This window comes from Radiobacillus sp. PE A8.2 (assembly GCF_045635475.1).
Lineage (GTDB): Bacteria > Bacillota > Bacilli > Bacillales > Amphibacillaceae > JBJGXI01.
The window spans coordinates 141855-167450 of record NZ_JBJGXI010000003.1; the positions used below are offsets into that span (position 1 = coordinate 141855).

Below are 25596 nucleotides of genomic sequence, written 5' to 3' on the forward strand. Positions count from 1 at the left end.
ATTTTGTTATTTCCTAGCAATAAGAAAACATCCCCCAACATGGAATTGGGGGATGTTTTACTTTTACACAAATTTAAATGGATCAGTACTTACATTTGAAATGATAACTTCTGTGTCTAAATTAGCATCCTTTAACTGTCTTTGCAGATGAGATTGTACAGCCTGCTTCATCACTTTTTCAACATAATGTCCAGGATCAATCACAGATAGTCCCATTTGCTCTGCATCCTGTGCCTCATGGAAGGCCATATCTCCAGTCACATAAACGTCTGCGCCCATTGCTTTTGCCTGGTTAATGAATCCCTTGCCACTTCCACCAAGAATTGCAACCTTTTGTACTATTTCATTAAGATTCCCAGTAACCCGAACGACTGAAACTTCTAGCTTCTTTTTAACCACTTCACAAAAATCACTTAATAACATCGTTTCGGGCAATTGACCAATTCTTCCAGCACCAATCGGATTACCTTGATTTTTAAGAGGAATGAGATCATAAGCAACTTCCTCATACGGATGTGCTTCTTGAACAGCTTCGATTGCACGTTTAATTAAGTGATCCGGAACAATCGTTTCAATTCTTGCTTCTTCTACTTTTTCCTCTTCACCTTGCTTGCCTATATAAGGATTTGTACCCGCAAGTGGCTTAAAGGAACCTTCTCCTCTGCTTTCAAAGAAACAATCGCTATAATTACCAATATGACCAGCACCCGATTCAGCCAATGCAGTTTTTATCCTTTGTGCATGACTAACTGGAGAATAAACAACTAGTTTGTAGAGCGATTCATATGTATCCGGAATTAACACCTTCGTATCATAAACACCCAGCTTGTCAGCTAATATATCACTAACTCCACCACAAGCGATATCGAGGTTTGTATGAGCTGCATATACACTTATATCGTGCTTGATTAACTTTTCTATCACACGTCCCTTAGGAGTGTTTGTATTTACGCTCTTTAAAGCGCTAAACAGTAAAGGATGATGTGCAATAATCAAATTCACTTGTTTTTCAATCGCTTCATCTACCACATTTTCTAATACATCTAAACTAATCATTACCTTACTAATTGGTTTATTGAGTGTTCCTACTTGCAAACCTACATTATCCCAATCATATGCAAGCTGCTTAGGCGCCCAAGCTTCCAATATGTCTATGATTTCTTTACCTTGCACTGTCATCATCTAATACCTCCTGAATCATCGATATTTCCGATTCAAAATGTGCGATTTTGTCTTGATCTGGCATCGTAGCTTTCTTCATTTGCGATAATGCCAATTGTCTTTTTTCCTGCTCTATCTTCCACTTGGCGAAGAATGGAGCCGTCCTTTGTTTTAACAAATGCGGACCAAATAACAATTGCTTCTGCTTATCGTCTTCTTTGTAAGGGGATGACTGCTCATTTTTATCTGCTACTAAAACTTCATAAATATGACCATCTTCTTCTAAAATACTTTCTATTACCAAGTTATAATGATTCTGATCAAACCATTTGCGGACTGAAATTGCATCAACATTTGGTTGGGTAATGATTCTGTTTGCTTTTCCAAGTTTACTTTTTCCGTGTTCTAGAATTTGCGTGATGAGCGTGCCACCCATACCTGATATCGTTATTTGATTTACTTCATCAGCGGCTATGACAGCGAGGCCATCCCCTTTTCTTACTTGAATTTGATGTGTAAGATTATAATACTCGACCGTTTTTCTCGCATTTTGGAACGGCCCCTCATTTATTTCTCCTGCAATCGCCTGTGCCTGAGGATCCCTCGCACATACGACACATGGTAAATAAGCATGATCTGATCCAATATCAGCAAAATTTGCAGCGGTTGGAAGAAAAGATGCTACTAATTGTAGACGGTTAGATAATGTACTTTCCTGCAAATTATTATACCTCCTTAAAAAGAAAAGCTTTCTGCTCATTCCCCAGAAAGCTTTTCATACTACTATATTATTTCTTTTCTGCTAACCACTCTGCAAGCACTTCTGCTTCTTCACCTTTTACTACACCCGGAGGCATAGAGGTTCCTTCAATACCGTTTTGAATAATGTTTAAAATCTGATCTGCGTCATATTTACTACCAATATTTTGTAAGTTCGGACCAGTACCACCAGCAAGGTCTGCACCATGACAGACTGTACAGTTTTGAGAAATTTGTTCTGGATCCGTATTTACTTCTTGTGATTCCCCGCCGCCTTCTCCAGCCATTTCAATCTTTTCTTGTTGATTTAGCCCTACCATAGATAAGACGATAATTGTAAGAATTCCCAATACAGCGATCAGTGCATAAGGGATAACCGGGTTTTTCTTCATGATTTTCTTCCTCCTTATGTAACCCCTTTTTCCATAAAAAACTCGACTTGGACAAACTACTATTATTTTACTGTAAAAAGTGAATCGAGAAAAGGAAAAAGACAATTAAAAATAAAAAAATTTTAGTATGTAGATTGCTGGTTATCTTTTTCCAGTTTCGATATTAATTTGCATTAACTAATTGAATTAAGTAAAATAAGAAGCAAGTAATTAAGAAGCCATTGCACAGTCACTGCAATCGTTTCATTTTACAATGACTGTGCAAATAATTGTACATACTTATTCTAAAAAGTCTTTTAGTCGTTTGCTACGACTTGGATGACGTAACTTTCGTAATGCTTTTGCCTCTATCTGTCTAATCCGCTCTCTCGTCACACCAAACACTTTCCCTACTTCTTCTAATGTTCTAGTTCGCCCATCGTCTAAACCAAAGCGTAATCTTAACACATTTTCTTCTCTATCTGTTAACGTGTCCAGAACATCTTCTAGCTGTTCTTTTAATAGCTCATATGCCGCATGATCAGAAGGTGAGGTTGCTTCTTGATCTTCAATGAAATCACCTAAATGTGAGTCGTCTTCTTCACCGATTGGCGTTTCTAAAGAAACAGGCTCTTGTGCGATTTTTAATATTTCACGCACTTTATCCGGTGTTAATTCCATTTCCTTGGCAATTTCTTCTGGAATAGGCTCACGACCAAGATCTTGAAGTAGCTGTCTTTGCACTCGAATTAACTTATTTATCGTTTCAACCATATGAACCGGAATCCGAATCGTTCTTGCTTGGTCAGCAATTGCACGGGTAATCGCTTGGCGAATCCACCAGGTAGCATACGTACTAAATTTGTAACCTTTACGGTAGTCAAACTTTTCTACCGCTTTGATTAAACCCATGTTACCTTCTTGAATTAAATCAAGAAATAACATACCACGGCCAACATAGCGTTTAGCAATACTTACAACTAGTCGAAGGTTTGCTTCTGCTAGACGTTTTTTAGCTTCTTCATCGCCTTCTTCGATTCTTTTAGCAAGGCTAATTTCTTCCTCAGCAGATAATAAATCAACACGACCAATTTCTTTTAAATACATCCGAACTGGATCATTTATTTTTATCCCGAGAGGAACACTTAAATCACTAAGATCAAATTCTTCCTCTTTAGAAAGCTGTTGCATGCTTGGGTCCTCTTCAGAATCACCAATTACTTCTATTCCTTGTTCACCTAGGTACTCATAATACTCATCCATTTCATTTGATTCTAATTCAAATGTAGACAGACGTTCTGCGACTTCTTCATAAGCCAGAACACCGCGCTTTTTCCCTAGTTCGAGCAATTGTTCTTTTGCTTGTTCTAATGTTAGTTCATTTTCGTTTTCTTTAGAACGTGATGGCTTATTATTTGCCATGAGTCCCCCTCCTTCCAATCTTACTTACTATATTCTTAGTGCGGATTTTTAATTTGTTTTTGAATCTCTAATATTTTCATGCCTATTTGTGCTGCCTTGACCGGATCACTCTGCTTTTCAGCGAGCTTTTGCTCCGCTCGTAACGATTTTATTAATGCTTTATCGCTATGCTCTGATTTTATAGTATAAATATAATCATTAACCTCTTTATCACTAATATCCGTATTGATGGGATGCATTGCAATTTGTGTAACAAGATTCTGACTTGCTTCATCCGGCAATGTCTCAATAAAGTGACTTACATTTGGTAAATGACCTTCTTCATAAAACGCATATAAGTAGGTGACAATTATTTTATGCATCTCAATATTAAATGACGCGCCTAGTTCCTCTTGCACCTTTTCTGCTATTTGCATATCATAAAGCATATATGCAATCAGTAACTTTTCTGCATTATGAAAGGCAGGTAATAATTTTGTTGATTTATACAGGTTATTTGTCATCTTAGTATGGCTCGTTTGAGTAGGCTTATCCCGTTTAAATCCTATCTTTTGCCTGCGCGACTGGATTTCTTGAGCCAATGTAGATAATGACAAATCAAAATCATTGACAATTTCCTTTAAATAATGTTCTCTTTCTACCGGTCGTTCAATTAATGCTATTTCATCAAGTACACTTTCAACATATTGTATGCGATCTCCTTCTAGATTTAGATTATAATCTTTTTTAATAAAATTCATCACAAATGTCATATACGTGTCACTTGCTGCTATAACCTCGTTTTTAAACCGTTCTGAGCCATATGTTCTGATAAATTCATCTGGATCTAATCCATCAGGCATCGATGCAATTTTGGTTTGACAGCCTATCTTATGGAGTAATTTAGCTGCTTTATAGCTAGCTTGATACCCCGCTTTGTCCGAATCATAGCAGATAATTACTGTATCCACATACCTCCGTAAAAGCTTTGCCTGGGACTCAGTTATTGATGTTCCTAATGTCGCAATCCCATTTTTAACTCCGGCTTGATGTGCAGCGATAACGTCCATATATCCTTCAAAAAGAATCGCTTCTCCTTGCTTTCGGATATTCCCTCTTGCTAAGTCAAAGTTATAAAACAACTTTCCTTTTTGAAATAACTCTGTTTCTGGGCTATTCAAATATTTAGGCTCAGAGCTTCCAAGTGATCTACCACCAAAAGCTATTGCTTTGCCTTGATGGTTTCGAATTGGGAACATGACTCTACCTCTAAAACGGTCAAACACTTCATTTTGCTCTGTTACTGTTAACAATCCTGCCTTAACCATCGACTGTTTGTGAAAACCTTTTTTTTCGAGAAACTGAACGATAAAATCCTTAGAATTAGGAGAAAACCCTAATTGAAATGTGTCAATTGTATCATCCGAGAAACCCCGTTCCTTTAAATACTGGTAGCCTTCCTTACCCTCTTTTGTATGTCTTAGCAAATGGTGGTATAGTTTAGTTAACCATTCATAGGCTTGAAGGAAATCTTGAGTTTCTTTGTTAACCTGTTGATTGGGTTGATTTGTCGAAGACTCTTCTGGCAGATTGTGACCACTCTTATCGGCAAGAAACCTTAAAGCCTCATAAAAGGAATAGCCCTCTAATTCCATTAAAAAAGTGAACACATTTCCGCCTTTACCACAGCCAAAGCAATGGAAAATTTGCTTATCTTGTGTAACCGAAAAGGACGGGGATTTTTCACCATGAAATGGGCATAACCCAAAGAAGTTCCTACCCTGTTTTTTTAATTGTACGTATTCTCCAACAATATCAACGATGTCGTTTGCTTTTCTAATTTCTTCAATCGTTTCATCTGGAATTAGTCCAGCCATTAGAAAACCACCATGCTTTACATTTATTCTATAGAGACAAAGAAATCCCTTCATATTTCGACATTTTTTTTTAGAAAATCGAAAAAAAATTTTCTCTTCGAAAAAAATTATGAAAGAAATCCACTTCCTATGTATATTTCTACGCTGAACCTTACAATATAATCTTACCTCTTTTTATTTAGCTATAAACATTACGAGCAAATGGATCGCTTCAAGAGCGACATTTACCACTCAGTATGTGTAAGCATCATATTATAAATATGTGCATAGACAAATATTCTACATAAAACGGAAAGAATCCTTCCTACTTTTTAGATATTTTTCAAAACAGTTATCTTAGAACCATTTTTACACAAAAAGTAATTATAATACAAAAAAATAAAAATTGCTATGATTTTTTTGCGTTTTTTTACGTTTTTCGTAGTTTTTTTAATAAAAAAGGTTGTTTTCTAATGATTTTTTGTTTTTGAGCAAAATAACTAAACTCCGACATAGTGCTCGTGATTTCCGCTCCAGGCAGTCGCTTTTCGCGGCCACGGCTTCATCTGTTCGAGGAGGCTCACTAGCCCCCCGCGGAAAGCAAAGTGCATTTCCTGAGTGGGAAATGCACTTTCCAACTAAGTCGGCGTTTACTTCCAATACGAAGCAACAAACTTTACGAAAAAAAGCCCAATAAAAATGCTTAGCTCTATCAAAAGAGCTAAACATTTTTCTCATTTTTTATTCATCATATTAATAATTAGATTGGCTGTTTCTTCAACAGCTTTATTCGAAACATCAATTACATCACAACCAATTCGATCAACAATTTGTTCAAAGTGATGTAATTCTAATTGAATTCTTTCCATGTTGGCATAGCTAGCCTGACTTCCTAGACCTAATGCTCTTAATCTTTCTCGTCTTATATCATTAAGTTTTTCTGGGCTAATCTTTAAACCAATACACATCGATGGTGACACTTTAAATAATTCACTAGGAGGATTCACCTCAGGAACGATTGGTACATTGGCAACTTTGAACTTTTTGTGAGCAAGATATTGAGATAGAGGAGTTTTAGACGTTCTTGACACACCAATTAGCACAATATCAGCACGACCAATTCCTCTTGGGTCTCGCCCGTCATCATATCTTACCGCAAACTCGATTGCCTCTACACGCTTAAAATAGTCTTCATCCAGCTTATGGACAAGACCAGGCTCTTGTCGTGGTGCTTGGTTGTATACTCTTGCCATTGCATCCATCATTGGACCCATAATATCAATACATTCAATTCCGTAAATTGCTGCTTCCTTTTTTAAGTATTTACGAAATACCGGGTCTACTAATGTGAAGCTGATGATCGCTCCATTTCGATTTGCCTGTTCAATCGTCTGCTTTAAAATATTTAAGTTATCTACATAGGGAACTCGGAATAGTTTATAATTCCCTTCGTAGCTAAATTGACTCAAAGCTGCTTTAACGACTAGTTCTGCAGTTTCACCAACCGAATCTGATATAACATATACAATTGGTCTCTCCATCTACTCCCTCCTCTCTCTTACCCCACAAATTATGCTTGTTGCTTCCACTGAATAACAGATAGATTTGCATACTTATACATTAAACTAGCTACATTTAATAATATCGCTAAGCGATTATGCTTTAGCTTTTCCTCATCCGCCATTACCATTGTATGATCGAAAAACGCATGAATCGGTGCAGCAAATTGTGCAAGCATTTCAATTGCTTGCGTTGCATCCTTGTTTTCTAAGGCTTGATTATAATCACTTGCTGTCTGCACGTACGTTTGATACAGTGCTTTCTCATAGTCATTCTCAAACAATGATTCATCAACATCCGTACTGTCGGCTTTCTCAGCTAAATTCCACACCCTAACAAGTGCTTCCTGTACTGCTTTAAATGATGGGTCTAGTCGTTTTGCGGCTAACACTTTTGCTTTTTCAATCGTAAATGCAAAGTTGCCAATCCCAGCATACAGAACCGCCTCGATAACATCTTGTTCAACGCCAGCCTCTTTAATAATAAATGCAGCACGCATATGAAAGAAATCGCGCACACTTTTTTCTACATTTTTCATATCGTTCGTTTCAACTGCTGAATTTCTATATAGCTGTAAGGCTAATTCAATTAACGCTTCGACAGAAAGATCCCATTTTTGGTCTCGCACGATTTGTAAAATTCCTAACGCTTGTCTTCTAAGGGCATATGGATCTTGTGAACCACTTGGAATAATACCTACGGCTATACAACCAACAATCGTATCTAATTTATCTGCAATGCTGACGATTGCTCCTTCTGTAGATTGTGGTAATTGATCATTTGCATTACGCGGCATATATTGTTCATTAATGGCACGTGCCACTTGCTCGTTTTCTCCAAACAACAACGCATACTTCTCACCCATCATCCCTTGTAATTCAGTAAATTCTGAAACCATATTTGTCACTAAATCAAATTTTCCAATTGCTGCAGCCCTTGTTGCATTATTTTTCACTTGCTCGTTAACACCTATTAGGTTAGCTATTTGTTCAGTAAGGATTGTAACCCGGCCAACTTTATCAGCAATCGTACCGAGATCTTCTTGGTAGACCATTCTTTTTAACTTCTCTAAATTTCTCTCGATCGATTGTCTTTGGTCTTCTTCAAAGAAGAAGCGCGCATCTGATAGTCTAGCATTTAGTACTTTTTCATTCCCTCTTGCTACTATATCTAAATATTGATCATCACCGTTTCTAACTGCAACAAAATGCGGTAATAGTTCACCTGTATTGGACCGCACAGGAAAATAGCGTTGATGCTCTTTCATTGAGGTAATTAAAGCCTCTTCCGGAACAGATAGAAATTCCTCACTAAAAGAACCATAAAAAACAGTCGGATATTCTACTAAGTGAGTAACCTCGTTTAGCAACTCATCATCTACTACAATATTCCAATTCTGCTTAGTCTCGAGTTCTTTGATTCCTTGTAAAATCTTTTGTTTTCTTTCCTCTGGATTTACGAGTACAAATTGTTGTTTCATCTTTTCTTCATATTCATTTGGGGTCAATATTTGGATTTCTTCCCCTAAGAAACGATGACCATTTGTCGTGTTTGATGCTTTTACCGTTGCAATTTCCAATGGGATCGTTTGATCACCATATAAAGCTAAAATCCAACGCACCGGACGAATAAAACGAAGACTAGAATTACTCCAACGCATATTCTTAGGAAAATTAAGTCCTAAAACAACATCTTTAAAGCTAGGAAGTAACGCAGCTGTTTGCTGTCCTTTAACGAACTTTTTGACAAATATGTACTCCGTTCCTTTTACTTCTTTTATATAAATGTCATCCACTTCTACTCCTTGCCCTTTTGAAAAGCCTATAGCCGCTTTCGTCCAATTCCCATTTTCATCAACAGCAATTTTTTTCGCAGGTCCTTTCGCTTCTTCTTCCACATCAGGCTGTTTATCTTCAATTTGCTTGATTTTAACTGCAAATCGCCGTGGTGTAATATAAGTAGAAAGCTGGTCATAAGGTAACCCTAGTTGTGTTAACCAGTCTTTTGTTTTTTGCTCTAATTGTTTTTGTGTATCGTTTAAAAATCGTGCTGGCATTTCCTCTAAGCCAACCTCGATCAATACATCAGACTTAGACATTTTGATTTGCCTCCTTCAACATTGGGAATCCTAATCGCTCTCGCTCATCAACATATAGCTTAGCAATTGCTCTTGCTAGATTACGTACTCGCGAGATATACCCTGTCCGTTCCGTAACAGATATCACACCTTTTGCATCTAGCAAGTTAAACGTGTGAGAACATTTTAAAACGTAATCATAGGCTGGGAATACGAGTCCTTTCTCCATTATTTGTTTTGCCTCTTTTTCATATGTAGAAAATAACGTAAACAGCATATCTGTGTCCGATTCTTCAAACGTATATTTTGAATGTTCATATTCTGGTTGGTAAAAAATATCTCCAACGGTGACACCTGTTGTCCACTCGAGATCAAAGACATTTTCCTTATCTTGAATATAAGATGCTAGTCGTTCAATACCATAGGTGATTTCAACGGCTACCGGTTTTGCTTCTAGTCCACCAATTTGTTGAAAGTACGTAAATTGCGTTATTTCCATACCATCTAACCAAACTTCCCATCCTAATCCTGCTGCACCTAAGGTAGGGTTTTCCCAGTTATCTTCAACAAAACGTATATCGTGTTGCAATGGATCAATACCGAGTGCCTTAATCGACTCCAAATACAATTCTTGAATATTATCAGGAGAAGGCTTCATGATTACTTGGAATTGATGGTGTTGATACAATCTGTTTGGGTTTTCCCCGTATCTACCATCTGCTGGCCGTCTGGAAGGCTCTACATAGGCAACATTCCACGGTTCTGGCCCTAGGCTCCTAAGTAATGTCATTGGCGACATTGTACCCGCACCTTTTTCAACATCATATGCTTGCATCAAAATACAATTCTGATCAGACCAATGCTTCTGTAACGTTAAAATCATTTCTTGAATATTCATGTCTTTTTACCTCCTGTATGAAATAAGAAAAGCGCAGTGCGCCCGTTTAGAAACTTAGTGACTGGAGCGAATATACTGAGATAAAGAAATCATCCCTATCCATCGGGGTATGTCGACGTTTGACGACAAGTCCGCTTTTAGTCGACCTTCGATAAAACGTTAATCGATGATGACTTATCGTAGGACAATTCGTGAATTCGCTCGGAGCTAGATACTCCTGGATTTAGATACTTCCTTAACTTGCAAAGAAAAATCCCATCCCTATGTCTCCATTAGAAACATAGGGACGGGATTTTTCCGCGGTTCCACCCTACTTGCTATTCATTTCGAACGAATAGCCACTTTTATCATTTTAAATGCTCAAGAGTGCCTTCCTTACGTTTTCCATATCCAGCTTTCACCATCCTGGACTCGCTTAATGGAAAGTTCCGTACATACTATTCTCCATCGTAGCAATATCTCAATTTTGATTTAAATCATACTTAACTTTACGACGTTTGTCAACTGAGTCCATTTCATGATTTCTTTACATAGCTATGAAATGGACTTAACAATCATCGACTATTTTAATAGATCTAGCTGCTTCAAAAACTTTTTTGATTTTAGGAAATAACCACCGTATTGCTCATAGTACGCCTCCATGATTTGTTGCAATTTTTGCTTGTTTTCTTGCTTAATATTTATGTCACCAATTCTTGCTACGTCTATCGTCGAAAATAGCCGCATTAATTGTACAAGTTTATCTGTCATATGGTAAGCATTGGGGTCAATATGCATGCAACGCGTACAAAGGATTCCCCCTTGGTTTACCGAAAATGAATTAGGTGTCTCCTTATTCCCACAATTGACACACTCGTGTAACACCGGGGCAAAACCCGCTTTGCGGTACATTTTTAATTCATATATGATTGCTAGTACTTCTGCATCTTTTCCCTCTGTCATCCACGTATAGGTTTGCAGTAATTGCTGATACAAAAATGGATCCGGTTTCTTCTCATCTAGTAATTTATCAGTAAGCTCAGCTAAGTATGTCGCATAAGCTGTTTGGACAATATCTTCCCGAATTGTTCTTAGAGAAGTAAGCACCTCTCCTTGTTGCAATGTTCCCATACCAGATCCAGACTGAATAAGAAAAGAACCATGAATAAATGGCTGCGTAATAGCAGCCATTCTACTTTTCGGTTTTTTAGCTCCTCTTGCCATTAAACCAATTTTGCCTCTTTCTTTCGTGAAAATCCTGACAATCTTGTGTGTTTCCCCATAAGCTTGTGTGCGTAAAATAATTCCCTCTACTTTTTCGAACAATGCCTTCACCGTTCCCTTTACCTCGTAAGCTTATTACATCTGTGTATCTAATTCTGTCATATCTTTGTTTAAAAAGTCAGAACAAGTACCATCTTGATCATGCATCGTTTCCATTTCTTTCATCAATAAATAGGCTTCAATGTTTCCTGTTTGACTAAAGATTTTCCATGGTAAGTCTGCCACAAGAAACCCCACCTTTCTGTATTTTAAGAGATGTTTCAAAAGTCCGGGAAACTAATGAACTTTCTATTAATAGGATGTCTCTTTTAGTTAGAAGCATGTGTTAAAATATTTACCATGTATGTTAATACTCATCACTTCTGAATCCGTATTCATGCAGTTGATGCGGACGGTTACGCCAGTCCTTCTGCACTTTTACCCACAACTCCAGGTAAATTTTTGTACCCAATAACGATTCAATATCCTTTCTTGCTCGCTTACCTATTTCCTTTAACATAGATCCTTGTTTTCCTATGATGATTCCTTTTTGCGATGATCTTTCCGTTATCACAGAAGCTTGCAATAATAGCTTATCGTCTTCACGTTCTTCGATATTTTCAATCACTACAGCAATGGAATGAGGCACTTCTTCACGAGTCAACTGTAATACTTTTTCCCTTATAAGTTCACCCATAATAAATCGTTCCGGATGATCGGTAACCTGATCTTCTGGATAATATTGCGGTCCTTCTGGGAGATGCTGTTTAATTACAGTCAGTAGATGATCTACATTGTTACCTTCTAGAGCAGATATTGGAACAATCTCTTCGAAATCATACTTGTCCTTATACTCCGTAATTAGTTCTAGTAGCTTTTCTGGATGTACTTGGTCTATTTTATTTATTATTAAAAATACAGGACCACGAACTTTTTGAAGACGATCGATGATGAACTGGTCACCTCGACCAAAGCCTTCTGCTGCATTAATCATAAACATAACCACGTCTACCTCATTCAGCGTATTTTCTGCTACCTTTACCATAAAATCGCCAAGTTTGTGCTTCGGTTTATGAATTCCTGGTGTATCAATAAATACAAATTGCGCATCTTTTTCAGTTAGTACCCCTTGAATGGTATTTCTCGTTGTCTGCGGCTTATCACTCATAATTGCTATCTTCTGTCCGATAACTCGATTCATAAATGTTGATTTTCCTACGTTTGGTCTTCCAATAATAGAAATAAATCCTGATTTGTATGCTTGGTCCATGCTGTATCCTCCATCATATTCTCGATTCACTATTTCGGTTATTCTTATTTTACTATAAAATCATCTTTGTTTCATACTTTCGACAAAACCTCTAATATATAGATGCTCAAATACAGAAGATAAAAACAGAAAAAAGCCTTACTTAACCAGCTTTAGGTATAAAGGCTTTCTCTCTTAATATATACAAGTAGTTTGCAATTACAACATTTTGTCGAATAGTTGCTTTGTAGTCAATTTCTTACTTTTATAGCCCTTTTGCAACATCATATCCTTGAAATCGGCGAAACATCAGTATAAGAAATTGATTGTCTACCAAATCAATGCAATAATCTTAGGTAGAAATAGAATACATCCATTTACAATAGCAATAACCGCTGTAACGAGTACTGCTCCAGCAGATATATCCTTAATCCTACCCACTATCGGATGAAAATCAGGCGATAAATGATTCATAACCTGTTCTATCGCTGTATTTGCCAGTTCTAGAGCTAAGACTAATCCAATCGTCAAAGATAACAATACCCACTCTAGACCATTTAAGCGCAGGAATAATCCGCTTAATAAGGCAAGCACTGTTATCACAAGCTGAATTCGAAAGTTTTTTTCTGTTTTTGTAACATACATCAATCCGTGAAAGGCAGGACGAAGACCGATCCATTTCTTTTGTTTACTACCTTGAAAGTCCGAATGCATCTAAAATTTCCTCTTGTCTTTGAAACATAACCTTTTCATCCTCTGGATTTATATGATCATATCCCAACAAATGAAGAAAACCATGTAACGCCAAAAACCCAAGTTCTCGCTCTAATGAATGATCATATTCGGTTGCTTGTTCTTTGGCCTTGTCTACAGAAATAACGATGTCTCCTAGTACAATCGGCAACTCTTCACCGATGATCTTCATTTCTCCTTCTCCACTTTCTTGAAGCGCAAACGAGATGACGTCTGTCGGTCTATCAATTTGACGATAATTTCGATTTAATTCTTGAATTTCATCATTATAAACAAAATTAATCGATAACTCGGCTTCCGTAGTTACTTTTTCTTGTTTACCAGCAAAATTTATTAAGCGGTCAAGCAGGTCAACATAGTCTTCCTCAATTGAATTGGTTTGGTCATGAAAATCAATGTGCATTTAATTTGCCTCCTTTACTTTGTCGTCTGGATATTGAATTCTCGAATGAAAAATACCGTTTAATGTTTCGCAGATTGCAATATGAATCCGATCAAGTTCATGAAAAGTTAAAGAACTATCATTCAATTGACCGTCCATTAACCGATCGTTAATGATCGATGTAACGATATTTTCGATTTTTTCTTTTGTAGGCTCTTGCAAAGAGCGCACAGCAGCTTCCACGGAGTCACAAATACTAACAATTGCCGCTTCTTTCGATCTAGGCTTTGGACCAGGGTAACGAAAATCCGACTCTTTTAGATTCTTATATTTATCCTTTGCCTTGAAGTAGAAATACTTCAACAATGTCGTGCCATGATGTTGCTCCGCAATGTCAATAATCTCTTTAGGGAGTCTTTGTTTTTTTAATAGTGCAGCACCATCATAAGGGTGACTAATAATAATATCTGCACTTTGCTTCGGTTCAATCAAGTCATGGGGATTTTGAATTCCCATTTGGTTTTCAATAAAATAATGCGGTCGAACCGTTTTACCTAAATCATGGTAATAGGATGCTACCCTAGCTAATAATCCATTCGCTCCAATTGCTTCACAAGAAGCTTCACTTAAATTTGCAACCATTACACTGTGATGATATGTTCCTGGAGCTTCTGTTAAAATTTTTCGAAGTAACGGGTGATTTGGACTAGAAAGTGTTAATAGCTTCGTATCGGAAAGAATTCCTAATCCTGTTTCAAATATTGGTAGCATACCGATTGTTAAAACGATTGATAAAAAGGCGGCAGCCAATGCAAAACCGGACTGAACTAAAGCGTCTGTAATGGTATATTTCTCGAAAGAAAGAAATAAAAATATTAATACAGTTAATACTTGTACAACAACAATACCAGCACCCGCTTTCAAGATTGCGGTCCGATCTTTCAAGTTAATTAGTAAAACAATACCAGCCATTTGTGATAAAAAGAAATACAAAGCAGCTTCCATATTAAGTGCCCCTGGTATTTCTAAATTAAATATAACGCTACCTAAAATTGAATAAATAATTGCCATCACAATAGCTAAACGCTCATTTATTAAGATTTTTAGTAGCATCGCGCCAGTCACTGCTGGCACAAGTAAGAACACTTGATCAACAGAAGCAGCGAATACACTTATCGTCTTCATTACAGCAATCATAAACACACTAATAATAATAATAGATGCAATCTTACCAGGATCAAGCAGGTTTTTCTTAGAAAAAGTATGTAATTCATAAGTAGCGACGCCGCTGATTAACAGAACTAAGATAACAAGACCAATCACAGGATAAATATTTCTATCATTATTCAATAGGCCAACGAGTGCCAACTGCTCATAAATCTCGTTCGTTATCGTTTGCCCTTCTCTTACGATAACTTCTCCAGCACGAATCATGACAGGCTCAACATTCGTAATTGCTTGTTTTTGCGCTTCATTTGTTTTTTCATAATCGTAAAAAGAGTTCTCTACTAATGCCATATCACTAAGTGCATATAATGCTTCTTTAATATCTTCACCTAAGCTAGAATACCTTAGCTTGTCATTTATATCTATCTTTGCTGCCTCCACATTTTTTGTACGCACACCGCTATTCAACACATCTAACAGGGATGTAGTTAACAATTCCTTGGCGATAGAACGTTCATTTTGGCTGGCAGAAACGATCTTTAAAAGATCATCATCTTCTAGCGCTTGTGTTAGCTCCGAAGATAGTAGTTGATTTAGCTGTTGCACTTTTTCAAAATCAGTTAAGACTGTAGTTGTTTCAGGTTCTGTTACAACTGGGGATTCCTTCCCTTCTCCTAATTCCTGCTCTAGCTGCTCTTTTTCAATTTGTTCTTGGGCTATTCGTTCTTGCTCTTGTTCCTCTAGTATATCTAGAGCCTCAAACAATTCATTTACTAATCCGACACGCTCCTGTGTTATTTTCGTAGAAATTGTATATCTTTCTTCGACTGATGCTACTGCTTCTCTTATACGCTGTTCTGTCTCTGATTCATTCTCAATCGTAATTGGAGAACGAATCGTTTCCTTTGCATTGCTAAACCGCTCAATATCATATGTTTTCGTAAACACATTAGATAAGGTTGCCAAAAAGAAGATAGCAGCTAATAACAAAGCTGGAATACCTAGTTGAATCCATTTTCTTTGCCTAAAAGTGAATTTCATTAATTCATACCACTTATTCTTCATTGCTTACCCTCTTTTCTAAAGAGAAGTTTATACAGAAATAAGACCCGAGGGGAGGGTCTTAGCAAGTTTAATTCTGTTATTCCTGTTCGTATGCATTAATGATTTTTTGGACCAATGGATGACGAACAACATCAGATTGTTTTAGATAGATGAGCGATATGCCTTTTATTCCTGAAAGCTTACCTTCAATCTCTCTTAATCCTGAAGCGACACCCTTTGGCAAATCAACTTGTGTAATATCCCCTGTAATTACCATTTTTGACCCAAATCCTAATCGTGTCAAGAACATTTTCATTTGAGCTGGTGTTGTATTTTGCGCTTCATCCAAAATTACAAAAGCATCATCCAACGTACGGCCACGCATATAAGCTAATGGAGCAATTTCGATTGTGCCACGTTCGATTAATCGAAGTGTATGTTCATTACCCAAAAGATCATGCAATGCATCGTATAGAGGACGTAAATAAGGATCTACTTTTTCCTTTAGATCCCCTGGCAAAAAGCCTAGGCTCTCCCCAGCTTCTACTGCAGGACGCGTCAAAATAATTTTTTTGACAAGACCTTTCTTCATCGCATTAATCGCCATAACAACAGCTAAATACGTTTTACCTGTACCAGCTGGACCAATACCAAACACTAAATCGTGGGATTTGATCGCAGAAACATAATTTCTTTGTCCAAGTGTTTTAACTCGAATCGACTTGCCTTTTGCATTTTTTGTAATTTCATCTTCAAATAACGTTTCAAATTGTTTTATATTCCCTTTTTTCGCTAGTTCTACAGCGTATACCACATCACGTTCAGAAATGGTTAAGCCTTTGCGAATAATGCCTAGCAAGGCAAGCAAAATTTCTTCTACTAAAGGAACTTCTGTACTAGTACCAGAGACACTAACCTGTTCACCTCTAGTAACGATTGAAACGCTCAATTGTTGCTCTAATTGTTTTAAATGTTTATCCTCAGTCCCGAATAAAGATAGTGCTTCGGAAGGATTTTCTAAATGTAAATCGATTGTTTTTAGCTCTTCAGGCATACATCAATCTCCTTGAGATATTGGTTGGTTTTTTGCAATATTTTCAAGCACCTTAAAGTATAGGATTAAGTTTACTTTACCATTGTCTATACTTTCGTGCAAAACTTTTTGAAAACTAATTTCTGCATCTTTACCTAGTTCCGCTCTTAATTGTTTCTCTGCTTGGGATATTGCAATCGTTGTTGCCTTTTCTTGATTACGTTTTTCTTCTACTGTACGTTTTTCTTGTACATTTTCGGAAGTAAAGTATACAGGTAACTTCCATTGCAGAAAATAGAATGGTTTCTCATGCGTTTCCACTTGTTTTTCTTTGTAATCCGGATTCGTAAATCCCCAAATAGGAATTGAAAGCGGGCCAATTTTAATAAAATATTTTTTCTTATTTTTCCCTGTTAATACATCATAATTCGCATCTAAAGGTACTTCTATTGTAAGTTTATACCAAGTGGTCGCTATTACTTCACCGTCAGCATGGACATAATGCTGTTCTTTTTGCGGTTCTTGGTCCTCTTCATCTTCTTGCTTCACTTCCTGATTAGCACTTAAATTACCCGATACAAGCATGTCCCCCTTGTTTACCAATTGATTTATTTTCACCATTGGTCTACCTTTGGAAACAAACATGTCCACAATAACACCCTTTTTTGAAGCAACTAAGTTACTTGGACCTTGTTTCTCTGGCTCAGAAACCATCGTTTTTTCTACACCTTCTAATTGGTAGGTTGTCCCTTTTTCAGATACACCAACCCATAATAACTCAGGGATATCTGTTAGTAATTGTTGTTGAATCTCACCAGGAGTCTTAATGTGAAATTTAAAGGCACCCGGTTCTATCCCGTAAGAAACTAATTGCTTATTAATTTGTTGCTCCAACTCTGGATGGACCCCTTTAATCGTAACATCCCATACAATATTCGATAACAGTACTACGAATAAAATACTAATAAGTAAACCTGCCAATAAGGGCTTTCTTAGCCATAGCTTGTTCGATAAAAAGGGAAGACCCTTTTTATTTTTAAATGCTAATTTATACGTAGTTTTTCTTCTTAAACCTCTTATTTTACTAAGATCCTTTAAGCGTACGTTGCCTTCACAGGTTGTTTTATCAATTTTCTTCATATTCCATACCATAATCTGATACCTTGTACATAAATCGAAAAACAATTCAGGATGGTGGCCCATCACCCGAACTGTAACATAGCCAGTGAAAAAAACGCCTTGCGTGCTCTTCATAACTGCCTCCTTTACGAACTCTCCAGTTTCTATTCATCAACAAACATAATTGCTTTTATTTTGCCTTCGAGTAAGATCTCTTCGGGCAACATCATTTTCAATACAAAACGTTCTCCAGTAATACGTAAATAACCTGTATCCATATCAAGACGTAATTCGGTCTCAGAAAAAAGTAATAAACCTCTATGATTTTCAATGTATACATGTAATTGACCGATGGTTGTAATTCTCGGAAGCTCGAGGACCACATCAGAAGGAAGTTCCAGATGTTCGCTTAACCAATTGCCCACTCTTTGTTGCCATTTTTTCATCAAAGATGCCCCCTCTCCCATACATATGTATGAACATTTCCACCTTATAAGAACAGTAAAATCATAACGAAACAGATGGGAAATAATTATTAAATTAAAAAACCGGGCAGATGTCCGGATACATTGGTTATTATATTCAGAGAGATGAGATCAGTGATAAACAGGTTTAATGGAAATAATTTTTTGTTGTGATAAATGCAAAGTGGCTGTTTAGAGAAAGAGGTGGGTGGCTATTTTTGATAACTATCACTAGTTAGAAGAAATTAACTGAGGTGTCCAGCGTCTTAGAAAGTGTTGTCATTCAGTGTGTAGTGATGTTTTGAGCACTGTGGATAGAGAACTTAACGTATTTAGGTTTTTCACAAATAAGCCCAGCTGCGGCCGCATAACCAACACTGATTGGTCCACAGAATATAAAAAGGACCTTGCCACTCTAAAAGCGACAAGGTTCCCTGTATATTACTTGTTTTGATTCCATCCATATCGATAAGGCTTTGTAGCACGTGGCTGCCCTAATACTTCTGCCATCACGACACTATTGACAAGTCCTTTTTTAGTAAGTTGACCTCTCACCGAAACCATTGATTTGCGATTCGTTGACGTTTTTTTATACGCACGAGGTGTATGCTCACCCTTTATGGCATCATGGATACTTGCATTTTGTTGTATTTCTTTCGTACGAGTATTGCCAGAAGTTGATTCGATTGATTCTAGCTTATCGTACATTTTTTCTTGAAATGTTTTTGCACCTTTATGTTCTGGTTCACTTTCTTGCTGCAATTCTGCACGTTGGTCCATTCCACCGGAGGGAGTTGGTGTCGGCCTTGGACTCGGATTAGTTCTTTGTACAGGCTTGTTTTCATTACTATCCTCTGACTTTTTAAATAAGCCTAGGATTCCACCTATCACAAAAATTAACGGTAGTAGAAATCCAATTAACTCATCCATTAAAACCCTCCTTCCAATTTGTTAAAGTACATCTGTTGCTTATTCATCGTCCTCATGATCTTCTTTAGAGACTTTGCCGATAGAATTTCTCATATCCGTATCAGCATTGATGTTTTTATAATTCATATAATCCATCACACCCATGTTTCCAGAACGTAATGCCTCAGCTAAAGCAAGTGGTACATCTGCTTCTGCTTCAACAACTTTCGCACGCATCTCTTGTACTTTAGCAACCATTTCTTGTTCTTGTGCAACAGCCATCGCGCGACGTTCTTCTGCTTTCGCTTGGGCAATGTTTTTGTCTGCTTCTGCTTGGTCTGTTTGTAAGATCGCACCAATGTTTTTACCTACATCAACATCCGCGATATCAATCGACAGGATTTCAAAAGCCGTTCCTGCATCTAATCCTCTGCTAAGTACATTGTGTGAAATGGAATCAGGGTTTTCTAATACTTTTTTATGCGTAACAGAGCTACCAATTGTACTTACTACACCTTCACCAACACGAGCGATAACTGTATCTTCACCAGCACCACCGACAAGACGGTCAATGTTAGCTCGTACTGTTATTCTTGCTTTTGCTTTTACTTCAATACCATCCATTGCGATACCCGCAATAAACGGTGTTTCGATTACCTTAGGATTAACACTCATTTGCACAGCTTCTAATACGTCACGACCAGCTAGGTCAATCGCTGCTGCACGTTCAAAAATAAGTTCAATATTTGCTCGTTGCGCTGCAATCAATGCGTTGACAACTCTATCTACGTTACCACCAGCTAAGTAGTGACTCTCCAACTGGTTCGTATTAACATCAATACCAGCTTTATGCGCCTTAATTAACGGATTAATAACACGTGCCGGGACAACTCGTCTTAAACGCATCCCAACGAGTGTAAAGATGTTTACATGCACACCAGCAGCAAGTGCACTGATCCATAGCATTACTGGAATAAAAGTTAACAATACTGCAAGCGCGATGATGATAATCCCGATTATAATAATCGGTAATAGATTAATACCTTCAATAGTCATGTAAGAATTCCTCCTATGATTTGGTTAATTTTTAGTTACTTCTCGAACAACAATCCGAGATCCTTCTGTTTTCACGATTTTTATCGTACTATCTTTTGCAATGTATCCACCTTCTGAAACAACATCTAGCCACTCATCATTAAAAATACCTTTTCCGGCCGGACGTAATGTTGTAGCAGCATTTCCTTCTAGACCGACTAGTTCGATCCGATTAACAGATGAAACATAGCCGAGGTCTGTTGTCGTAGCATCTTTTAAAATTATGTGTCTAAAGAAACCTTTTTCCATTCCCATTGTCTTAAATAGAATAATAGACACCACAATAGATGCTATAAGTGCAATCGAAATACTCATCGCCATATGCCCTACATTATTGGAAGACATAAACAACGCTCCAACAACCGCACCTATGCCTAGAATACCTATAATCCCACCTGGCACAAACAGCTCCGCTATGATCATAACAATCCCTAACACTAACAAAATAATTGCTTCATATCCAGCTAAACCGGCTACGATATGACCATAAAAGAATAAGACTAAGGATAATAATCCAACAGAACCAGGAATACCAAATCCAGGAGAATACAATTCAACGATTAATCCAATACTCGCTAATGATAACAAGATTGGTATCACAGTAGGATGCGTTAAGAAACGTGCAATTTCTTCTGCTAAGGTTGGCTTTAATTCAACAACTGCCGCATCACCCAGTTCGAGCTCAGTCAATAAGGCCCTGCGATGTCGAACAATCGCTTCTGCGTAGCCAACTTCAACTGCATCGCCAGCACTTAACGTCAAATATTGGCCTACAGGTGCATCATATTCAGCAAGGTCGATATCCGGATTGGCCATTGCTTTTGCATATAGCGGGTCACGACCTTTGGATTCAGCAGCACCCTGCATAGCATCTAACCATGCGGATTGTGCTTTCTTATCTGCTGCCGTGCCATCTGAATTTATAACTCCACTTGAACCCATTGTCGCTTGAGGTTTCATATATATAAAATCAGTATTTAGTGCAATATAGGAACCTGCTGACAATGCTTTAACGGTGATAAATGAGGTGGTTGGGATTTCTAAATCTTGCAGCACTTCCCCAATATTACCCGCTGCATCAACCCGTCCACCAGGAGTGTTTAGTTCAAAAATAATATGATCGGCGTCTGCTTCAGTTGCTTCTGTAGTTGTCCTTTTTAGAAACGCTTCCAATCCTCTTTCAACTTCCTTTTTAATCGGTATAACATAAACTAATTTACCTTCACCAGCTGCAGTAACCTGAGCAGGCTGAAAAAGTAAAGGAATAATGCATACTAGACTGATTAGGACCATGATAGAGGTTATTATATGTTTTCTCACTACCGTCCTCCTTTCTATCTCCTCCATTATATACGATATAAAAGGCGAGAAGTTTCATTTTTATCTTTTCCTTATTAAAAAAGATTAATCCCTTGCCACAAATGTGACAAGGGATATCTTTTAAACAACGCTGTGCGTCGTATTGTAATGTAATTTTTTAAGACAAGTGCTTTTGAACAAGTTGGTTCACTAACGCACCGTCAGCTTTACCTTTAACTTTCGGCATAAGGGCACCCATTACTTTACCCATATCCTTTTTGGAAGTAGCTGACACTTCCTGTATTGTTTCCACAACAATCGATTCAACTTCTTCTTCAGAAAGCTGTTTCGGCATATATACTTGTAAAATTTTCAATTCATCTTCGAGTTTTAATACAAGATCATCGCGTCCAGCTTCTTTAAACTCATGGAGGGAATCTTTTCGTTGTTTTAATTCTCTTGATAGTACGGTTAATTCCTCTTGTTCAGCTAACTCATCTTTTCCCAGTTTAATTGCTTCATTTTGCAAGGATGCTTTCACCATACGAATAACGCTTAAGGTTTCTTTATCCTTTGCTCTCATAGCTTGTTTCATATCCTGGTTTAGACGTTCTAATAGTGACACATTTTACACCCTCTTTAGAACTTACGCTTTCTAGCAGCCTCAGATTTCTTCTTACGGCGCACACTAGGTTTTTCATAAAATTCTTTTTTACGATATTCAGCTAATGTACCAGATTTAGATACACTGCGTTTAAAGCGACGAAGAGCATCTTCAAGAGACTCGTTTTTACGAACGCGAGTAGTGTTTGACATACTAATTTCCCTCCCTCCGAAGCATACAACAAAATTGTAACAGCATATGATTACGTACCATATGCCTCTTGCCAATTATAATATAATGCCTTTTCTTGGTCAACTTTTTTTAGAATAAAACAAGACTAAAGAAATAATTAAGCATTTTTCCCTCACTTGTCCATACAATGAAACTATAGCGAGGTGGACAATTTGGGGGATTTATTTTCATTAGCCGCAGTATTTGTTATGCTTTTTTTCTTGGGCATGAGTATTCTTCGAGTAGGATTATACCATTTATCCTACAACAAAATTAAATATATATTAACGACAATGACTAAAAACCATTATACAGGAATCATAACTGGATTTGTTGCTACAGCGTTCCTTCAAAGCAGCTCGCTCGTGCTAGTACTCACCATCGGCTTTGTTAGCGTGGGCATGCTGTCGTTTAAACAGACGCTTGGTATAATTCTAGGGGCGAATATTGGTACAACCATAACTGGTGAACTAATGGCTTTTTCGAACATTATTCCTGAATGGAGCTTTGTTGTAATTGGAGCTTTCTTAATTTTCATTAATAACCGATTCATATTTGGGATTGGTGCTATCTTTGTGGGTCTAGGAAGTATTTTCGTTGCCTTGCAGGGCTTTGAATCATTAGCAGAATCCATTAACCAGTTACCGATTGTTCAAGAAAGCTTAGCTATATCTGACCACTTTGCTTTATTTGGTATTCTTGTAGGTACCTTAGTAAGTGCCGTAATCCAATCATCTAGTGCAACTATTGCAATCACAATGAGTTTCCTGCATGAAGGAATCATTGAACTAAAAGCATCGATCGCAATTGTACTTGGTGCAAATATTGGAACGTGTATAACTGCACTGTTAGCAATTATCGGACTAAAAAAAGAAGAGAAGCTCGTCGCGATGTCTCATGTTTGGTTTAACGTACTAGGCGTACTGCTATTCATGCCGTTTCTTGGCTGGTTAACAGATCTAGCAAGCTTGTTAGCAACAGATGCTAAGCAGCAACTGGCACATATTTCTGTGGTATTTAATCTGTTGACGGTTGTTTGTATGCTACCGTTTATAGGGATGTTTGAAAAGTTTATCGTTCGAATGCATGGTTCAAAACAATAGAAATAGTAGCTGAAAATCGCAATGGGGTCTGCCGTTGCGATTTTTTTGTGATGGTGGTATGAAGGTGATTTATTTGTAGTGAATTCTAGTATAGATGCTGTGATGATGCATTACGGAAGTCGGGGAGTTGTTTTGCGGACATCAGTGCTCTTATCTGTGACAAAAAATGCTTTATTGGAATTAAGCGGCCACCAGCGCTCTTATTTTTATAAAAATGCTATTACTGTGGACTGTTGAGGGTAAATAAGCGCCATCCTGTCCGGGTATGATTGCAAGCAGTAATTTCAGGTTAAATAAGTGCTTCTGTGTCCGCTTATTCCCCGACAAGTAGGTTTACAGTGAAGACTAAGAACAAAAGCGCAGAGCGCCGGTTAGCGACGTACGGACTGGGACTCGAAACAATAAATTCACTTGTTTCTGCGGTGTATATTCATTGTAGCTTTCCTTAGTGCGATTACTCGCCCCACCGAAAACATTTGGACTGAACCGTAGGACCAGAGTATGCTTCGAAGCTTTACCTCGCACGAAGAAAATTGTTCTATATTTTCGATGGAGTAAGGAAACATGCCCCTGCATAAGGGGTATGTCGACGTTGGACGACAAGTCCGCATTTAGTCGACCTTCCATAAAACCTGAACCGATGATGACTTATCGGACGGAGGCGAGGGAAGTCTCGCTAGTCGCTGGCACTCGGAGCTGGCCTTGGCTAATGCTTAATGTTATCCACATTTAGTATATTTTATAATTTCCTCACTAGCGTTGCATAAACTTTCTAAGCAAAAGTCAAGGAATAAAATAGGAATAAAAATCGTTAGAAGATTAGGAATATTGGCAATTTTAACTATAAAAATGCACAAAAAAACCTTATAATTAGGGTATGGTAGTCCTGTCCAAATCCCTAATTATAAGGAGAATACATCCATGGACAATAATACCATAAAAACTGTATTCAAGGAATACATACATCCATTAGATTCGAAAGTTATTCAAAAAATGATTGATCATGCTGAGATTGACAAGTATGTTAAAAAGCTAGATGTACTAACGTTTACAAGGCTTTTTATCCATGCCCAGCTAAAAGGACTGCCTAGTTTACGACGAGTAAGTGAAAATGTGAAACGTAAGAAAACGGTGCAAAGACAAGTAGGTTTGGAGAGTATCAGTAAATCACAACTTTCCAGAAAGTTTGGTGAGATACCATCTGAAATATTCCAAGTTATCATGCACCATTTGATTCAAAAGTTACATCTAATACTTGGTCCCAAGAAGGCTGAAAAAGCACTCGGAAAGATTCATTTAATTGACTCATCAACGCTTTCCATGTGCCTTAGTCAATATGAATGGGCAGATTTTCGAGATACAAAATCCGGGATAAAGATGCACACGTCTCTTGTTTTTTGCGATGGTGAATCCTATCCAAACGATGTCATCGTTACACCAGCTAGACCGGCAGACGAAACACAGTTGGATGCATTGATTGTGCTAGATAAAAATGCGCTTCACGTATTTGACAGAGGTTATTTCAACTTTGCAAAGTTTGATACCTATTGTGAAAAAGGAATTCGATTTGTTACTCGAATCAAAACGAATACGGTTGTACATGTGATAGAAGAATTAAAAGTTGATCCTTCCTCATCTATCCTTCGAGATGCTATCGTGAGGATCGGTAAGATGAAACATCCTTTACGATTAATAGAAACAGTTGATAGTGAAGGAAACAATATTTCCATTGTGTGTAATGACGCAAAAATAAATGCACAGGAGATTAGTGACCTCTACCGAACACGCTGGCAAATAATCCAAACGTTTGGATTATTTG

Annotated in this window: 24 protein-coding genes and 1 other annotated feature; of the genes, 2 read left to right on the forward strand and 22 right to left on the reverse strand. The window is 37.5% G+C overall.

Annotated features, from left to right (window positions below):
* Positions 1-63: 63 nt before the first annotated feature.
* The 22 genes from ACI6MV_RS02995 to rpsU form a co-directional block, all read right to left on the reverse strand.
* Entirely contained in the window at positions 64-1182 is a 1119-nt protein-coding gene (locus tag ACI6MV_RS02995) for a Nif3-like dinuclear metal center hexameric protein (protein WP_407268412.1), read from the reverse strand.
* Complete coding sequence (locus ACI6MV_RS03000; RefSeq protein ID WP_407268413.1) at positions 1163-1882, reverse strand: tRNA (adenine(22)-N(1))-methyltransferase; 720 nt, start codon at positions 1880-1882, stop codon at positions 1163-1165. Before ACI6MV_RS03000 ends, ACI6MV_RS02995 begins: the two co-directional genes overlap by 20 nt.
* A 67-nt stretch (positions 1883-1949) precedes the next feature.
* The gene (gene cccA, locus ACI6MV_RS03005; RefSeq protein WP_407268415.1) at positions 1950-2312 is read right to left on the reverse strand and encodes a cytochrome c550; all 363 of its coding nucleotides are present in this window, start codon (positions 2310-2312) and stop codon (positions 1950-1952) included.
* Positions 2313-2591: 279 nt separating this feature from the next.
* Entirely contained in the window at positions 2592-3713 is a 1122-nt protein-coding gene (gene rpoD, locus ACI6MV_RS03010) for an RNA polymerase sigma factor RpoD (RefSeq protein WP_407268417.1), read from the reverse strand.
* Positions 3714-3748: 35 nt separating this feature from the next.
* Complete coding sequence (gene dnaG / locus ACI6MV_RS03015; RefSeq protein WP_407268419.1) at positions 3749-5569, reverse strand: DNA primase; 1821 nt, start codon at positions 5567-5569, stop codon at positions 3749-3751.
* Positions 5570-6282: 713 nt separating this feature from the next.
* Positions 6283-7089, reverse strand: coding sequence for a pyruvate, water dikinase regulatory protein (locus ACI6MV_RS03020; RefSeq protein ID WP_407268421.1), 807 nt, complete (start codon positions 7087-7089; stop codon positions 6283-6285).
* A gap of 29 nt (positions 7090-7118) precedes the next feature.
* On the reverse strand, positions 7119-9206 hold the full coding sequence (gene glyS, locus ACI6MV_RS03025; RefSeq protein WP_407268422.1) for a glycine--tRNA ligase subunit beta: 2088 nt from the start codon (positions 9204-9206) through the stop codon (positions 7119-7121).
* Complete coding sequence (glyQ, locus tag ACI6MV_RS03030; protein WP_407268423.1) at positions 9199-10083, reverse strand: glycine--tRNA ligase subunit alpha; 885 nt, start codon at positions 10081-10083, stop codon at positions 9199-9201. The genes glyS and glyQ overlap by 8 nt, the downstream gene beginning before the upstream one ends.
* A 279-nt stretch (positions 10084-10362) precedes the next feature.
* Positions 10363-10543: a binding site (T-box leader), on the reverse strand.
* A gap of 101 nt (positions 10544-10644) precedes the next feature.
* On the reverse strand, positions 10645-11397 hold the full coding sequence (gene recO / locus ACI6MV_RS03035) for a DNA repair protein RecO (protein ID WP_407268424.1): 753 nt from the start codon (positions 11395-11397) through the stop codon (positions 10645-10647).
* A gap of 24 nt (positions 11398-11421) precedes the next feature.
* On the reverse strand, positions 11422-11571 hold the full coding sequence (locus tag ACI6MV_RS03040; protein WP_407268426.1) for a YqzL family protein: 150 nt from the start codon (positions 11569-11571) through the stop codon (positions 11422-11424).
* Between the two features lie 121 nt (positions 11572-11692).
* On the reverse strand, positions 11693-12595 hold the full coding sequence (gene era / locus ACI6MV_RS03045) for a GTPase Era (RefSeq protein ID WP_407268429.1): 903 nt from the start codon (positions 12593-12595) through the stop codon (positions 11693-11695).
* A gap of 309 nt (positions 12596-12904) precedes the next feature.
* On the reverse strand, positions 12905-13288 hold the full coding sequence (locus tag ACI6MV_RS03050; RefSeq protein ID WP_407268432.1) for a diacylglycerol kinase family protein: 384 nt from the start codon (positions 13286-13288) through the stop codon (positions 12905-12907).
* Entirely contained in the window at positions 13266-13730 is a 465-nt protein-coding gene (ybeY, locus tag ACI6MV_RS03055; RefSeq protein WP_407268434.1) for an rRNA maturation RNase YbeY, read from the reverse strand. Before ybeY ends, ACI6MV_RS03050 begins: the two co-directional genes overlap by 23 nt.
* Complete coding sequence (locus ACI6MV_RS03060; RefSeq protein ID WP_407268437.1) at positions 13731-15941, reverse strand: HD family phosphohydrolase; 2211 nt, start codon at positions 15939-15941, stop codon at positions 13731-13733.
* Between the two features lie 76 nt (positions 15942-16017).
* Complete coding sequence (locus ACI6MV_RS03065) at positions 16018-16974, reverse strand: PhoH family protein (protein ID WP_407268439.1); 957 nt, start codon at positions 16972-16974, stop codon at positions 16018-16020.
* A gap of 3 nt (positions 16975-16977) precedes the next feature.
* Positions 16978-18207, reverse strand: a complete 1230-nt coding sequence (gene yqfD / locus ACI6MV_RS03070) for a sporulation protein YqfD (protein WP_407268441.1) — start codon at positions 18205-18207, stop codon at positions 16978-16980.
* Positions 18208-18236: 29 nt separating this feature from the next.
* A complete protein-coding gene (yqfC, locus tag ACI6MV_RS03075) occupies positions 18237-18521 on the reverse strand; it encodes a sporulation protein YqfC (protein ID WP_407268443.1) in 285 nt (94 codons plus the stop codon).
* A 456-nt stretch (positions 18522-18977) separates the two neighbouring features.
* Positions 18978-19466 (reverse strand): hypothetical protein, encoded by a 489-nt coding sequence (locus ACI6MV_RS03080; protein WP_407268444.1) that lies wholly within the window; start codon positions 19464-19466, stop codon positions 18978-18980.
* A 39-nt stretch (positions 19467-19505) separates the two neighbouring features.
* Positions 19506-20501, reverse strand: a complete 996-nt coding sequence (gene floA, locus ACI6MV_RS03085; RefSeq protein ID WP_407268446.1) for a flotillin-like protein FloA — start codon at positions 20499-20501, stop codon at positions 19506-19508.
* A 24-nt stretch (positions 20502-20525) separates the two neighbouring features.
* The gene (locus ACI6MV_RS03090; RefSeq protein ID WP_407268457.1) at positions 20526-21833 is read right to left on the reverse strand and encodes an NfeD family protein; all 1308 of its coding nucleotides are present in this window, start codon (positions 21831-21833) and stop codon (positions 20526-20528) included.
* 184 nt (positions 21834-22017) lie between these two features.
* Positions 22018-22464, reverse strand: a complete 447-nt coding sequence (locus ACI6MV_RS03095) for a GatB/YqeY domain-containing protein (protein ID WP_407268447.1) — start codon at positions 22462-22464, stop codon at positions 22018-22020.
* Positions 22465-22478: 14 nt separating this feature from the next.
* Complete coding sequence (gene rpsU / locus ACI6MV_RS03100; RefSeq protein ID WP_186575744.1) at positions 22479-22655, reverse strand: 30S ribosomal protein S21; 177 nt, start codon at positions 22653-22655, stop codon at positions 22479-22481.
* Between the two features lie 192 nt (positions 22656-22847).
* Between rpsU and ACI6MV_RS03105 the strand changes: the two genes are divergently transcribed.
* Both ACI6MV_RS03105 and ACI6MV_RS03110 read left to right on the forward strand, forming a co-directional pair.
* Positions 22848-23777: a Na/Pi symporter gene (locus ACI6MV_RS03105; RefSeq protein ID WP_407268448.1), complete on the forward strand. Its 930-nt coding sequence runs from the start codon at positions 22848-22850 to the stop codon at positions 23775-23777.
* A gap of 921 nt (positions 23778-24698) precedes the next feature.
* A partial coding sequence (locus ACI6MV_RS03110) for an IS4 family transposase (RefSeq protein WP_407268449.1) occupies positions 24699-25596 on the forward strand: 898 nt, incomplete at its 3' end.

Bases quoted from the DNA above. Each gene is read 5' to 3' on its own strand.
- ACI6MV_RS02995 (WP_407268412.1), bottom strand. From the start codon at position 1,182: ATGATGACAGTGCAAGGTAAAGAAATCATAGACATATTGGAAGCTTGG.
- cccA (WP_407268415.1), bottom strand. From the start codon at position 2,312: ATGAAGAAAAACCCGGTTATCCCTTATGCACTGATCGCTGTATTGGGA.
- rpoD (WP_407268417.1), bottom strand. From the start codon at position 3,713: ATGGCAAATAATAAGCCATCACGTTCTAAAGAAAACGAAAATGAACTA.
- dnaG (WP_407268419.1), bottom strand. From the start codon at position 5,569: ATGGCTGGACTAATTCCAGATGAAACGATTGAAGAAATTAGAAAAGCA.
- ACI6MV_RS03020 (WP_407268421.1), bottom strand. From the start codon at position 7,089: ATGGAGAGACCAATTGTATATGTTATATCAGATTCGGTTGGTGAAACT.
- glyS (WP_407268422.1), bottom strand. From the start codon at position 9,206: ATGTCTAAGTCTGATGTATTGATCGAGGTTGGCTTAGAGGAAATGCCA.
- glyQ (WP_407268423.1), bottom strand. From the start codon at position 10,083: ATGAATATTCAAGAAATGATTTTAACGTTACAGAAGCATTGGTCTGAT.
- era (WP_407268429.1), bottom strand. From the start codon at position 12,595: ATGGACCAAGCATACAAATCAGGATTTATTTCTATTATTGGAAGACCA.
- ACI6MV_RS03050 (WP_407268432.1), bottom strand. From the start codon at position 13,288: ATGCATTCGGACTTTCAAGGTAGTAAACAAAAGAAATGGATCGGTCTT.
- ybeY (WP_407268434.1), bottom strand. From the start codon at position 13,730: ATGCACATTGATTTTCATGACCAAACCAATTCAATTGAGGAAGACTAT.
- ACI6MV_RS03060 (WP_407268437.1), bottom strand. From the start codon at position 15,941: ATGAAGAATAAGTGGTATGAATTAATGAAATTCACTTTTAGGCAAAGA.
- ACI6MV_RS03065 (WP_407268439.1), bottom strand. From the start codon at position 16,974: ATGCCTGAAGAGCTAAAAACAATCGATTTACATTTAGAAAATCCTTCC.
- yqfD (WP_407268441.1), bottom strand. From the start codon at position 18,207: ATGAAGAGCACGCAAGGCGTTTTTTTCACTGGCTATGTTACAGTTCGG.
- ACI6MV_RS03080 (WP_407268444.1), bottom strand. From the start codon at position 19,466: ATGGATGAGTTAATTGGATTTCTACTACCGTTAATTTTTGTGATAGGT.
- floA (WP_407268446.1), bottom strand. From the start codon at position 20,501: ATGACTATTGAAGGTATTAATCTATTACCGATTATTATAATCGGGATT.
- ACI6MV_RS03090 (WP_407268457.1), bottom strand. From the start codon at position 21,833: ATGGTCCTAATCAGTCTAGTATGCATTATTCCTTTACTTTTTCAGCCT.
- rpsU (WP_186575744.1), bottom strand. From the start codon at position 22,655: ATGTCAAACACTACTCGCGTTCGTAAAAACGAGTCTCTTGAAGATGCT.